Genomic DNA, 14053 nt, shown 5'->3' with positions numbered 1-14053 from the left:
AATATGAAAAAATTTAATATGGATGAGTTTATTTGGTTTATAATTCAGTTAACACTTATTATATTAATGATATATTTAAAGGTATCAGGAAAGATAACATACTTTATAAGTAGTAAAATGATGATATATTTCAATATGTCTATAATAATTTTAATGTTGTATGCTTTGGCTCAAAGTAGAAAAATATTTACAGTGAGAAATAGGAATTATATTACTAATAAATTTTATCCTATACTTTCAGTAATTGTTTTATGTGCAGTATTTTTATATGTTATGCCTAATTACAAGAGTTTGAAAGCTGTGGAAAATAATGTAAGTATGCTCGATGAAAATATATATGAAGGTATGATAAAAGTAACTAATGATAACTATGAAATTTTATATAATATGGATGAGTATAATAATTCTATTATTGAGCTAACAGGGTTTGTATATGAAACGAATAATGATAATGAAATAATTTTAGGAAGAGAAGTAGTAAGTTGTTGCCAATCAGATAAATCACTAATACAAATTAAAGTTAAGGGAATTAATAATATTAATAAAGGTACATGGGTTAAAGTAATTGGTAAAGTAGAATATATTGATGAAACATACTTAGAATGTATAGAATACGAAAAGATAGATGAACCAATTGAAATATATTTTCATGAAAAGCTATAACGCTTGTTCTTTTTTATTAAAATTGATATTATAGTTATAGCATTTAACTGTAATGAGGTGAGTTATATATGGAATTGCTAAAGATAAAAGTAGCAGATTTCGAAGGACCCTTTGATTTGTTATTACATTTAATTAAGAAAAATAAGATGGATATATATAATGTAGAAATATATAAAATAACCAATCAATATTTAGAATCTCTTAATGAAATGAAAGAGATGGATTTAGAGATTACATCTGAGTTTGTAGTAATAGCTGCAACGTTAATTGAAATTAAATCAAAGAAGTTACTTCCTAAAGTAAAGGAAGAAGAGGAAGAAAACGAAGAAGATATCGAAAAACGCTTAATGGAAAAACTTATAGAATATAAGAAATTTAAAGGTGTATCTGAATTCTTTAAAGAGAGATATACAAGTGCTGGAGAGGTTTATAGTAAAAAGCCGGAAGTAATAGAAGAAGTAGAAAAACCAGAAGAAAAAGTGGTTGAAAGCTTTGAAGATATTTTTAAAAATATTACTTTGTTAGATTTATATAATATTTACAATAGAATACTTGAGAATTATAGAGAAAAACAGAATGTTGCAAATGTAGTTCAAAAAAGAATATACGTAGATAAATATAAAATAGAAGATAAAATGAATACTCTAATTAAAAAGTTTGAAAATGATGAAGTTGTTGAGTTTTCATCTATTATGATGGAAAGTGAATGTAAAATGGAAACAGTAGTTACATTCTTAGCAGTACTTGAACTTATTAAAATAAGAGTAATAAAAGTTTATCAAGAAGATAACTTTGGAAATATACTAATGAAAAGAAGAAGGGAGAATGAATAGGGTGGATGAAAAACAGTTTGAGTTTGAAGAAGTATCTATTAAGCCTAAAATGAAGTCTGCAATAGAGGCCATGTTATTTGTAAGTGGAGAGCCATTACCGGCTAAAGAATTAATGGCAAACTTAGAAATAGATAATAAGCTTATACTAGAAATAATAAATGAAATGATGGAAGAATATAAAAAGGAAGATAGAGGACTTAGATTAATTGAGATAAATGGTGGATATCAGTTAGTTACTAAAGAAGAAAATTCTGATTATATTCAAAAGTTATTAAAAAAGAATAGAAAACATTCATTATCACAAGCCTCAATAGAAAGTTTAGCAATAATTGCTTATAAGCAGCCAATTACAAGAATTGATATAGATGAAATTAGAGGAGTAAAATCAGAATCTGCTCTTCAAAGATTAGTTGAAAGAAGCTTAATAAGGGAAGTAGGAAGACTAGAAGTTCCAGGTAGACCAATTCTTTATGGAACTACTGATGAATTTTTAAGACAATTTGGATTAAAAAATCTTAAAGAACTTCCATCATTAGATCTTTATGAAGATAAGGATACAGAGGAATCAATAGAATTAATGGATCAAGTTTTTAAAGATATAGATAAATAAAAGATAGGAGGAATCCTATCTTTTATTTTTAAATGTAGATAAAAATTAATTAATAAAGGAAATTAATATATTTATAAGATATTTATAATTACATATTAAAGGTCGTTAAGGTTATTATTATTTGAGTTATTTAGTGGTTCGTTATTAGACTTAAATAAACTCTTAACTGATTCTAAAAAATCAGGAATTGAATCTACAATTCTATCTACTGTTGTATCATAATCCATAGGTAACAACTTAACGCTATCGCCTCTTATAACTAAAAAGGCTACTGGTTTAACACTTACGCCTGCACCAGAACCTCCACCAAAAGGATATTTATCAAAATCATCTCTTTTAGCTAAAGTTCCAAATTCACTTCCACCAGAAGCAAAACCAAAAGAAACTTTTGATATTGGAACTATATAATTCCCGTCAGCGGTTTCTATAGTATCACCAATTACGGTATTTACGTCTATCATATCTCTTAAATTTTCCATAGTACTTCTCATAAGATTCTCAAGTTCGTGTTTATTTTCCATAGCTTTGCCCTAAAACTATAGGGACACCTCCTTTTTTCGTATCAAAAACAATATATAGATAATTTGTGCAAAATTAAAAGTAATTATACAATTTAAAGTCAAATTAATATTAAATTTATTTTTGAAGTTTGGATTTAAGGAATAGTTAAATTTTTTTACTTTAAAAAAATCAGAAAAAACTTTAAGGAATATAAAGTTTAAATTGCTAAAAAATCCATATGACATAGCAGTTAATGCAGCGTCACTAAAACTATAATTTCCTAAAAGGGAAAATTTTATTGAAGGCTTAAACTTATTAATTTTTAGCCTATAATAAACTTTTTTCATTGAAAATGATTTTTTATTACTTTCTTTATTTTTAGTTTTAGCATTATTTACTTTTTGATTTTTATTATTTTTTTTAGAAGAATTAGATTTACGATTTAGTAATTTACGTATGATACCATCATTATTAGAATAAAGATTAATTCCATATAGTTTTAAATAATAATTATCATTGCTATAATGGGCACTAACCTTTATTGGGATTGGTAATAAAATTATAAAAATAAAGAATAATAATAATATAAAAAAAATCATAAAAATCTCTCCTAAACTCTTTTATGATTATATCCAAAAATATGAAAAATAAACAATAAAATTTATATTGTATTGGGAGTAAAAATAAGATTTTTGAAAAAAATAGATATCAGATAGACAAATGGAGGTGAATAGAATGAATAGGAAAACTATTATAAAGGTAATATGTTCAATTCTATTAATTATGCAAAGTTATTCTATTTGCAGTGCTAGTGTTCTCTTTGAAGAAGATAGTGAAGAAATGGAAGATGAAATAATAATAACAGAAGATAGAGAAATAAATGATGTAGATAATAGCTTAGTTTTAGATAAATTAAGAGTAAATGCAAGAAACGCTATAGCTATAGATGGAACAACAAGACAAATTTTATATGAACAAAATTGTTATGAAGTAGTTCCTATGGCAAGCACGACCAAAATTCTTACAGCTTTAGTAGCTTTAAATGAAGGTGATTTAGATAGAGAACTTACTGTAACTAAAAATGCTGCAAGTATTAGAGGGTCAAAGGTTGGATATAAAGCAGGAGAAACTATTAAGCTAAGAGAGCTTTTATATGGATTAATGCTTAAATCAGGAAATGATGCAGCTATTACTATTGCAGAAGGTTTAGGAGGAAGTATTGAAAACTTTTCTAAGATTATGAATCATTATGCTACAAGCTTAGGGTTAACTACATCACATTTTGAAACTCCTCATGGATTAGATAGCCAAAAACATTATTCATCAGCTTATGATTTAGCTATATTAACTGCAAAAGCTATGGAAAATGATACTTTTAAAGAGATTTGTGGAGAAAAATTAATTACACAAGATAAATATAACTTTACAAGAGAGTATCAAAATATAAATAAAATATTGTGGAAGATACCTGATGCTAATGGAGTTAAAACAGGATATACAGGCGGTGCTGGAAAATGCTTAGTATCTTCAGTTAAGCATGAAGGAAGAAACATAATTATTGTAGTATTAAACTGCAGCGATAGATGGAATGTTACAGAAAAAATATTTAATTATGTTTGTACAAACTATGATTTTAAGAAAGAAAGTAATAGTGAGATAATTAAGTCTAATGCTATTTCTAATTTAGGATCTATCGTTGAAGAAGCGGATTTTCAGTATGGTAGTAAAGAAAAGGCAAACTTAGAAGTTGAAGTTTTTAAACCTATAATGAATGTATTAAAAGGTGATATTATAGGTAAAATTTCATTAAAAGATGAGGGAAATGAAGTTTTAAGACAAGAAATTAGATGCAATAAGAATATTTCAAAAGATAAATACGATACGGTTTTATCTATGAGTCATTCTGATAAAGAAGATACTAGTGAAAGTTAGTATCTTCTTTTCTATTGAAGTAATAATTTGAAATTTAAAATAAGAAAACGATATCTAAAAAAAAGTAATAAAAAATGAAAAAAATATATTCAAATATTGGTTTTATTAGTATACAATGTTAAGTAATAAATAGGAGTGTTGTTAAATAAAAGGAGTTAGGTTATGAAGAAGACTAAAATTAAAGATGTTGAAGTTTTAGCTAGAACAAAATTTTTAAGTTTATATAATGCAAAATATGAAAATAAGAATGGTAGAGAAAAAAATTGGACTATTGCTTCAAGAAAAGGAACTGAAGTTTTAAATGAAACATTACTTCAAGGAAAAGAAGATAAAGTTGATGCAGTAGTTATAGTAGCTTTTCATAAGAGTGAAAAAAAGTTAGTTTTAGTTAAACAATTTAGAGTTCCAATTAATGATTATATATATGAGCTTCCTGCAGGACTAGTTGATCAGGGAGAAGATGCTTTAAATTCATTAAAAAGAGAATTAAAAGAAGAAACAGGTTTAGATCTTGTTGAAATTATACCAGGTATAGGAAGAGATAAAGTTTATTTATCACCTGGAATGACTGATGAGTCAGTAAATCTAGTTTATTGTACTTGTGAAGGTGATATTTCAAAAGATGGGTTAGAAGAGGATGAAGATCTTGAGCCATTATTAATATCAAAAGAAGAAGCTAAAGCTATATTAGAAAGTGATAGTAAAATAGACATTAAATGTCTTATGGTTTTACAATCATTTATTAATATAAATACAGATATCTAAAGAATAGAGGAGATTACTTATGAAGAAAAATGAATATGGTTTATTTACAGCTATTGCTATGATAGTTGGCGTAGTGATAGGATCTGGAATATTCTTTAAGAGCGACAACATTTTAGTTGCAACTGGTGGAAGCATTAGTTTAGGAGTTTTAGTTTTCGGCTTAGCAGCTATAGCAATTATATTTGGAAGTTTAACTATTTCTGAACTAGCGTCAAGAACTTCACAAGCTGGAGGAGTTATAGCTTATGCAGAAGAATCTTATAATAAATCAGTTGCATGTGCATTTGGATGGTTCCAAACATTTTTATATTTTCCAACATTAATTGCTGTAGTATCATGGGTTGCAGGTATATATATTTGTATGTTGTTTGGATTTGAAAGTACATTAAATGTACAAATATTTATTGGACTAGCTATTACAATAGTTTTATTTATTACAAATACACTTTCAGCAAAATTAGGTGGATATTTTCAAAATGCATCAACGATAATCAAACTAATACCTTTAATATTTATAGCTATAATTGGATTAATATTTGGTGATGTATCTAAGGTATCATTTTCAGATGTCACAACAATGCAATCAGCTGGATGGATAACGGCAATTGCTCCTATAGCATTCTCTTTTGATGGATGGATAGTAGCAACATCAATTGGACATGAAATTAAAGATTCTAAAAGAAATTTACCAAAAGCATTAATTATTGCACCAATATTTATCCTACTAGTATATATTATATACTTTGTTGGTGTATCTACATATTTAGGACCTGATGCAGTAATGAGCTTAGGAGATGGACATGTTGACTTAATTGCAAATAAGATTTTAGGACCTTTTGGGGCAAAGATAATCTTAATATTTGTAATAATATCAATTATTGGAACAGTTAATGGATTAATCTTAGGATTAATAAGATTACCATACTCTTTAGCAATTAGAGAAATGTTCCCAAATTCTAAGAATATTTCTAAATTAGATCAAAAAATAAATATGCCACTAAACTCAGCAATGGTAGCATTTGCTTTATGTATTTTTTGGACAATAGTACATTACTTAACTACAAAATTTGGATTATTATCTAATTCAGATATTTCAGAAATATCAATTACTGTAAGTTATGTCATGTATATTCTTTTATATGTAAAAGTGTTTAAACTTGGACGTGAGGGAGAAGTTAAAGGATTATGGAGAGGAACTATAAATCCTATATTAGCTATTATTGGATCTTTAATAATACTTACAGGTAGTTTAGGTAATGAATTATTCTTTGTATATGCATTAGTATGTGGTATGGTTATTTTATCTTCAGTAGCTTTTTGGAAGAAGAGAGCTGGAGAATTAGAATTAGCATAACAAAAGAATTTAGGAGAGATTAAATTTAATCTCTCCTAAATTCTTTTGTAATAAAACAAGTTTTAGAATAATAAGTTAGTAAAGAGAAATAAATTATAATTTTGGAGGAATTAGTATGAAATTGTTTGGAAAGGTTACAAGCAACATAGAGGAAAATGAAAATTTAACTCCAGAAGCAACAGAAAAGAAGGAAAACATACTAGATTTAGAAGTTATAAAATTCGTAATAAATGAATTTCCACAATTAGGAGAAGATATTAAAGATGCATTAGATAACTTAATAAATACTCTGGATAAATCAATTGATATAATTGAAGATAGGTCTACTGAAGTTATAAAAGTAAGCAGAGATTATAAGCTAAGTGGAAAATATCGAGAAACATCACAAAAACTATATGAGATTAATAAAGATATAAATGAATATATCAATTGGATGGATAAAAATCTAAAAAATCACAATGGAAAAAATATAGCAATAGAAAAGGTTGAAAATGTAGAAAAAGAAAAAGTTACTTATGATGAAGAGAATGCTTTAGATGCAGATGAGATAAAATTAGATGATTATATAGAAAAATTTATTTATGAAGATTTTACGGGCTATGAACCATGTAAATTAAAACTAGAAAACTATGAAGAGTGTGTGGATGGTTGGGATGATACTATAGTTAAGACAGCAGATATTCTTAATAAGAAATTCAAATGTGATAAGAATCTTAACTTTAATAATATAAATACTGACAAAAAGGTGATTGGTAAGAAATCAAAGCAAAATGATTCTAGAGATATTATTATAGAAATGTTAGAAGATCACAATATTTCTTTAAGTAATTTTAAGATGTATATAAAAATGGTTAAATAAATATTACTTTTAGTAGTATCAAGTAATATTGGAATTCATTATTATAATGAATTCCTGTTTTTTTTGTTTTAGCAAACTTTATCATTAATTTCTGATAAAGTATTTATTGAAATTAATATCTTAATATCAAAAATTATACTTTATTAAATTATATCAAGTAAGCATTTATCAGAGTTTTAATTATTTAAGTTATAAAAATAATATTTTTTATAATAAAATTTTATAATAAATTACACGTTGTAACATTTTATTATTTTGAAAATAATCTATATAGTGTATATAAATTAATTAAGGAGCTAGCATGTTTAAGGAAGCTATAGATTGCATTGATGCTGGTACTGAGTATTGTCCTTGTCATTTAGCAGCATCTGGAGAATGTATTTTATGTTCACAGCTTCATGGAAGCAACTTTTGTGATTGCTTAAACTGGAAAGGGGTTTGCATATACCAAGAGTTTCATGATAATGGCAATAAACCTAAAGAAGAAAGAAAAGTCTATACTTGTAAGGTAGTAGATAGAATTTTATATGAAGATTCATTATTAATAATTAAATTTGAAGCACCTCATAAATTAGCAATAGATTTGGCTAAACCAGGTAGTTTCATATTTATAAGAAGTGATGAAAATATTTATTACGATGTTCCGATATCAATATTAGAATCTGATATAGATAATAATGTAATCACTGTGATGATTGAAGTAAGAGGTATTAAAACAAAGAAAATATTAGATTTAAAAAAGGAAGGAAATATAGTAATAAGAGGTCCTTATTGGAACGGAGTATTTGGGATAAAGAACATAGAAAAACAAAAAGATAATCATGTTTTGGTATTAGCAAGAGGAATAGGTATGGCACCAATGATACCTGTATTAAAAAAATTAGTTCAAAATGACAATAAAGTTACTTTAATTGTTGATAAGCAACCATTTGAAGATATATATGTTACAGAATGGCTAGATAAGTTAGGACTAATTCCACAAGAGATGAATTTAATTGAAAAGGGACAATTATCACCAGAAGGTAAAGTAGCTATTAAATCACTTATAAAATATAATAATGTATCTTTAATCCATATAGCTGGTGCAGATATATTAACTTATAAAGTAATAGATTATTTAGATGAATTAGAAAGAAAAGATATAGATTTATCATGTTGTAATAATATGAAGATGTGTTGTGGAGAAGGAATATGTGGTAGTTGTACCGCCAGATTTAGCGGTCATAGAGTAAAGCGGCTTTGCAAAGTTCAAACAGATCCGCGTAGTATCTTTGGGGGAAGGAGATTTATATGAAGGTAATTATAGTAGGTGGAGGATGGGCTGGTTGCGCAGCTGCAATTACAGCAAAAAAAGCAGGAGCAGAAGTCCATATATACGAAAAAACAGATTTGCTTTTAGGACTTGGGAATGTGGGCGGTATAATGCGTAATAATGGTAGATATACTGCATCAGAAGAACTTATTGCATTAGGAGCAGGAGATTTAATAAAGCTTACAGATAAATGGGCAAAACACAGAAATATAGATTTTCCAGGTCATAAACATGCAACATTATATGATGTAAATATAATTGAAGGAAAAGTAAGAGAATACCTTTTAGGTATGGGAATAAAACTACATCTCGAAAAGAGAGTAAAGGATGTAGATATTGAAAAAAATAAGATAAATGGAATATTATTAAGTGATGATACTTATGTAAGTGGAGATGTATTTATTGAAACTACAGGTTCTACAGGACCAATGGGTAATTGCTTAAGATATGGTAATGGATGCTCAATGTGCATATTAAGGTGTCCAGCTTTTGGACCAAGACTAAGTATAAGTGCAAGATGCGGTGTTCAAGATATACAAGGGGAAAGAGCAGATGATTCTTTAGGAGCATTTTCAGGATCTTGTAAACTTGCAAAAGAAAGTTTATCAGAAGATGTAAGAAATGAATTAGATCAAAAGGGTGTTGTAGTACTAAAGGTTCCAGAGGAGGATGTAAACTACGATAAGTTAAACAAAAAGGTATGCCAACAATATGCTTTAAAAGAATTTGCAGAAAATATTGTATTACTAGATACAGGTCATGCTAAGCTTATGACAACTTATTATCCATTAGAAAAGCTTAGAAAGATTAAGGGACTAGAGTATGCTAAGTATGTTGATCCTTATGCAGGAAGTAAAGGAAACTCAATAAGATACCTTTCAGTAGCTCCAAGAACTAATGATATGAAGGTAGTAGGGGTAGATAATTTATTCTGCGCAGGAGAAAAATCTGGATTATTTGTTGGTCATACAGATGCATGATGTTCAAAACTGCGAAAGATATTACAGATATAGAAGAATATAGAATAGTTAATGAAGAACTGTTGGAAAGAATTAAAATAGCTAGAAAAATAAAGGGTTTAAGCCAGATGCAGTTAGCTAAAATTAGTGGATTGGATAGAAGCACCATTAATGAGATTGAAAGGAACCCTAATCATAATATTAAATTGGATACATTAAGAAAGTTAATGACAGTATTAGATAATGAAATTTTATTAGATGATTATTGTAAGTTTATACTTAATCAGCAAGAAGTAATACAAAATCTAATTGATAAATTTGGTAAGGAATATTTGTGTAATATATTAGGAGTACATAGATCAACTTTGGAGAGATGGGGGAGTGGTAAGTATCAGGTTAAGAGAAGAGTATTTGAAAAAATTAAATGCATTACATAGTGTAATACAAAGAATGATATCGGATTTTTTCATGTATATTCAGTACCCATCGCCTCCACCAAATAAGAACGCAAGTAAGGATACAATGGTAAAACCTTGATATATCAAGGCTTGGCCATTGTATTTTTCGTTTTAAGGATAAAAATTTAAAGAGTTATAATAGATATTTTAGCCGTTTTTAGGCTTTTTGAGTATTTGTGCACACCTCTTAGTGATATTCTTGCTAGGGGGTATGCATTTTTATGCATAAAGGGGTTAATTAAAAGAGCCAAGCTACATTCCACATATGATAGAATATTAATAAGAGGTGATATTAATGGTAAATATTTTTATTGATACTAACATATTTATTAGATTAATAACGAATAATGATGATAATAAATTATTTGAAGAATTGAAAGTAATGATAGAGGAAGGGATTGTAAAACTGCTCGTACCAGAGATAGTTATATTGGAATTAGAAAAGCAAGACAGAGTAGCTAAAGATAAAATAAAGGAGGAATTTAATTGCCTAAATAAGAATATAAAAGAAGTATCTAAGGCGCTATGGTCTGAAGTTAGGTATATATCAGAAAAAATATCGAACTTAATAGAAGAAGAAAAAAGTTATAAATTGCAAATGTGGGATAATAACTATGAGGATGTAAGAAGGTATCTTACATCAAGTAGTGTTGAATATATAGAATTTACGCCAGAGATAATGTGCAAAGGGGAAAAAAGAATTATTGCAGGAAAATTAGTTAGAGCTAATAGTAATAGCAGTCAGGATTCGTATAATATTGAATCTTTAATTAGTTATTTTGAATTCTTGGGAAAGAATGAAGAAGATGAATTGATAATATGTTCCAATGATATAAAAGATTTTTCAGCAGCTAAGAAAGGTGAAAATGGGTTTTATGAATTACATCCAAATTTTAAAGAAAAGCTTCCTAATACAAAATGCTCACAAACTTTAGAAAATTTAATGAAATATATTAATTATGGATTTGAATATATATATAAGGGAAATGTTGAAATAAAAGACAATAATATTATTGATGAATTATCACTTTTTGATAATATAGATGATGAAAATATATATGAAGATGCAAGTATTAATGAGTTAAAAGAAAATGTATTTATAAAATTAAATTTTACTCAAAAGGAATTAAAAGAGTATAGGGGGAAAGTAATAGATAATATTAAGGGGATTTTAGAAAAATGTAGGTGTTTAGAGAGCTGGAATGATAGGAGTGAATCAAAGTTATATTCTTGGATGGAAAATAGAACAGAAGAAGAAATTGAAATTTCAAAATTGAGTGATATTATATTAATCAGAAGAAGTTTAGAGAAATACTATAATTTGCATTTAGAAGAGCTATAGATAATATTAAAAATGCAAAGAATATATATGTTACCTAATACTACTCACGCAGAGACGGTTGTTAGGCTGATTAAGAAATAGCCTGATATCAAAGGTTTAGCGGATTTTAATTGAATATTGAAGTGTGTTTTATGTTCCCTAAGACTACGGTCTTGGGGAATTTTTGCGTTAGGGGGTCTAAGTATAATTAATTTTCGTGTATTTGTATTGACTACAGCTATAAAAAACAATTACAATATATGTATATTGACTAAGACAATAAAATACAAAATAAGTAAATGGAGGTGATATCAATTATAGGATTGGAGTATATTTTAGCATTATATGATATGCAGCACATTGATTTAGCTGAAAGATTAGGAATTAAAAAGCAAAATATTAATATGTGGATTAAAGGTAAACAAAAGATTCCTAAAAAATACTTACCTGTATTAAAAGAGTTATTTGGAATAAATGGCGATTATTTTAACAAAAATATAAATGAAGTAGACAAACTGGAAATACAAAAGGAAAAACTAAAAAGAGATTTAAATCCAATTATAAAAAAGCAAGAATTAGTATATATAGCTGAAGATATAAATGATATAGTTCAAATATCTGTTTATGATAAAGAAGAAATAAATACAATTGAAAGAACTATTGAAAAAGTAAAGATTATGAATAAATTTAAATCGGCTTTAGAAATTGTAGATCCTAATCCTTATATTGATACATACAAGCTTATGGTAGAAATATTAGAAAAAGGTCAGCATGAAGCTATAGTTCATAAAACTATAGAGGCTTTAGCTCATTACTTAGGGATATTACCAGATAAAATAACTACTGGTGAAGATCAGATGGAATTTGAAAGTCAAATATTTGAAGTATTTGATGATTACAATTATTAAAAATTTGGAGGAATGAAAATGTCAACAGCAAACATTGGTTTTGAGGAAACGTTATGGAAATCAGCAGATAAATTAAGGGGAAGTATGGATTCAGCAGAATATAAGTATGTAGTATTAGGTCTTATATTCATGAAATACATTTCAGATAAATTTGAAACTAAATATGAAGAGTTAGTTGAAGAAGGAGATGGCTTTGAAGAAGATAGAGATGAATACGAAGCAGAAAATATCTTCTGGGTACCAAAAGAAGCAAGATGGGGTTATTTAAAAGATAATGCAAAGGACCCTAAAATAGGTCAAATAATTGATGATGCAATGATTCTTATAGAAAAAGAAAATCCTACATTAAAAGGTGTTCTTGATAAGAGATATGCAAGACCAGAACTTGATAAAAGAAGACTTGGGGAGCTTATAGATTTAATTTCAACTATAAGACTTCATAAAAATGGTGAAAAAGACCTTTTAGGTAGAGTATATGAATATTTCTTAGGACAATTTGCAAGTTCAGAAGGAAAAGGCGGTGGAGAGTTCTATACTCCTACATCTGTAGTTAAAACTTTAGTAGAAATGATAGAGCCTTATAAAGGTAGAATATATGACCAAACAACTCCAAATATGATACAAAGATTAAATATTGAATTTGAAAGAAATCCTTTGATTTCAAGGGAAAATTAGCCTTTTCTAAATTTTAAGTGATTTAGAGAAGACTATTTTTTTATGCCCGAATTTAAAGAAAGTAAAAAATATAGATTTATAATTTAATAGTGAAATTTTTATATGTTGCAGTTAATTAGATAGCTTAATGAAAAAATTATTGTATGTTTTATCATAAGTATTCATATAAAATCATATAAAATCACATCAAATTATTGTAATTTTTTTAATAAAAAGATATAATGTAAAATGTAAAGATATAAATCCAAAGGAGAGAAAATTATGGATGCTGTTGATAAAAACGAAGAGAAGTGGGTTGGCATTGAAGAAGCCGCTAATCATCTTGGAGTAAATAAAGATACTATTAGAAATTGGATAAAAAAAGAAAATGGAATACCTGCTCATAAAATAGGGAAACTGTGGAAGTTCAAATTATCTGAACTTGATGAGTGGGTAAAAAGTGGAAAAAGTGCGATTGAGTAAATCAGAGTAAAAAAATGGAGGTAATGAAAAATGGCAAGTAACCGTGAAAGAGAAGAATTACATAAAGCAATATGGTCTATCGCAGATGATTTAAGAGGATCTGTTGATGGCTGGGACTTCAAGCAATACATATTAGGTATTATGTTTTATAGATATATATCAGAAAATATAACAAATTACATAAATGAAGGAGAAAGAAAAGCAGGAGATACTACTTTTGATTATGCTAAATTAAAAGATAGTGAAGCTGAATATGAAAGAGAAAATCTAGTAAAGGAAAAAGGTTTCTTTATTCGTCCATCAGAATTGTTTTGTAATGTAATGGTGTTAGTATAAAGTAGTGGACACATTAAATCGAACTAAGTAAAATAATATTTAGTTAAGAAAGGATGTGTCCATTATGGGAAAGGGCAGAAGATATGATCAAGAATATAAGGATAT

At 27.3% G+C, this 14053-nt stretch carries 13 protein-coding genes and 4 pseudogenes; 15 read left to right on the top strand and 2 right to left on the bottom strand.

Going from position 1 to position 14053, the window contains the following annotated elements; translation table 11 throughout:
* The first annotated feature begins 3 nt into the window (after positions 1–3).
* The 3 genes from LQE93_RS00080 (at position 4) to scpB (ending at position 2106) form a co-directional block, all read left to right on the top strand.
* Positions 4–663, top strand: a complete 660-nt coding sequence (locus LQE93_RS00080; protein ID WP_231071588.1) for a TIGR03943 family putative permease subunit — start codon at positions 4–6, stop codon at positions 661–663.
* 68 nt (positions 664–731) lie between these two features.
* Positions 732–1496 (top strand): segregation/condensation protein A, encoded by a 765-nt coding sequence (locus LQE93_RS00075; protein ID WP_055265776.1) that lies wholly within the window; start codon positions 732–734, stop codon positions 1494–1496.
* Positions 1489–2106: an SMC-Scp complex subunit ScpB gene (gene scpB / locus LQE93_RS00070; protein ID WP_055265774.1), complete on the top strand. Its 618-nt coding sequence runs from the start codon at positions 1489–1491 to the stop codon at positions 2104–2106. Before LQE93_RS00075 ends, scpB begins: the two co-directional genes overlap by 8 nt.
* Positions 2107–2201: 95 nt before the next feature.
* Here scpB and ytfJ read toward each other — a convergent pair whose 3' ends face one another.
* Both ytfJ and LQE93_RS16935 read right to left on the bottom strand, forming a co-directional pair.
* Complete coding sequence (gene ytfJ / locus LQE93_RS00065; RefSeq protein WP_055265772.1) at positions 2202–2627, bottom strand: GerW family sporulation protein; 426 nt, start codon at positions 2625–2627, stop codon at positions 2202–2204.
* 15 nt (positions 2628–2642) lie between these two features.
* Positions 2643–2954 (bottom strand): DUF2953 domain-containing protein, encoded by a 312-nt coding sequence (locus LQE93_RS16935; RefSeq protein ID WP_423230666.1) that lies wholly within the window; start codon positions 2952–2954, stop codon positions 2643–2645.
* A gap of 403 nt (positions 2955–3357) precedes the next feature.
* Between LQE93_RS16935 and LQE93_RS16860 the strand changes: the two are divergent.
* The 12 genes and pseudogenes from LQE93_RS16860 to LQE93_RS00005 form a co-directional block, all read left to right on the top strand.
* A pseudogene (locus LQE93_RS16860) lies at positions 3358–4269 on the top strand (D-alanyl-D-alanine carboxypeptidase family protein); the annotation flags it as partial.
* A 432-nt stretch (positions 4270–4701) separates the two neighbouring features.
* Positions 4702–5304, top strand: coding sequence for an NUDIX hydrolase (locus LQE93_RS00055; RefSeq protein WP_055265766.1), 603 nt, complete (start codon positions 4702–4704; stop codon positions 5302–5304).
* Positions 5305–5323: 19 nt separating this feature from the next.
* Positions 5324–6658, top strand: coding sequence for an APC family permease (locus LQE93_RS00050; protein ID WP_055265764.1), 1335 nt, complete (start codon positions 5324–5326; stop codon positions 6656–6658).
* A 115-nt stretch (positions 6659–6773) separates the two neighbouring features.
* The gene (locus tag LQE93_RS00045; RefSeq protein WP_055265762.1) at positions 6774–7517 is read left to right on the top strand and encodes a hypothetical protein; all 744 of its coding nucleotides are present in this window, start codon (positions 6774–6776) and stop codon (positions 7515–7517) included.
* A 301-nt stretch (positions 7518–7818) separates the two neighbouring features.
* The gene (locus tag LQE93_RS00040) at positions 7819–8811 is read left to right on the top strand and encodes a sulfide/dihydroorotate dehydrogenase-like FAD/NAD-binding protein (RefSeq protein WP_055265760.1); all 993 of its coding nucleotides are present in this window, start codon (positions 7819–7821) and stop codon (positions 8809–8811) included.
* Positions 8808–9806, top strand: a pseudogene (locus LQE93_RS00035) (FAD-dependent oxidoreductase); the annotation flags it as partial. The gene LQE93_RS00040 and the pseudogene LQE93_RS00035, both read left to right, overlap by 4 nt.
* Before the next feature lie 2 nt (positions 9807–9808).
* Complete coding sequence (locus LQE93_RS00030; protein WP_172675753.1) at positions 9809–10225, top strand: helix-turn-helix domain-containing protein; 417 nt, start codon at positions 9809–9811, stop codon at positions 10223–10225.
* 316 nt (positions 10226–10541) lie between these two features.
* Positions 10542–11588 carry a PIN domain-containing protein gene (locus LQE93_RS00025; protein ID WP_231071586.1) on the top strand — a complete coding sequence of 349 codons (1047 nt, stop codon included), beginning with the start codon at positions 10542–10544 and terminating at the stop codon, positions 11586–11588.
* Positions 11589–11890: 302 nt separating this feature from the next.
* Positions 11891–12475: a helix-turn-helix domain-containing protein gene (locus LQE93_RS00020; protein ID WP_231071585.1), complete on the top strand. Its 585-nt coding sequence runs from the start codon at positions 11891–11893 to the stop codon at positions 12473–12475.
* A 12-nt stretch (positions 12476–12487) separates the two neighbouring features.
* A pseudogene (locus LQE93_RS00015) lies at positions 12488–13075 on the top strand (type I restriction-modification system subunit M N-terminal domain-containing protein); the annotation flags it as partial.
* A gap of 336 nt (positions 13076–13411) precedes the next feature.
* Entirely contained in the window at positions 13412–13612 is a 201-nt protein-coding gene (locus LQE93_RS00010) for a helix-turn-helix domain-containing protein (protein ID WP_231071584.1), read from the top strand.
* Positions 13613–13642: 30 nt separating this feature from the next.
* Positions 13643–13933: pseudogene (locus tag LQE93_RS00005) on the top strand (type I restriction-modification system subunit M N-terminal domain-containing protein); the annotation flags it as partial.
* Positions 13934–14053: the final 120 nt, after the last annotated feature.

Origin of the sequence: Clostridium sp. NSJ-145 (assembly GCF_021044725.1) — a bacterium.
GTDB classification, from domain to species: domain Bacteria; phylum Bacillota; class Clostridia; order Clostridiales; family Clostridiaceae; genus Clostridium; species Clostridium disporicum_B.
This window is presented reverse-complemented; position numbering and strand designations above follow the sequence as displayed.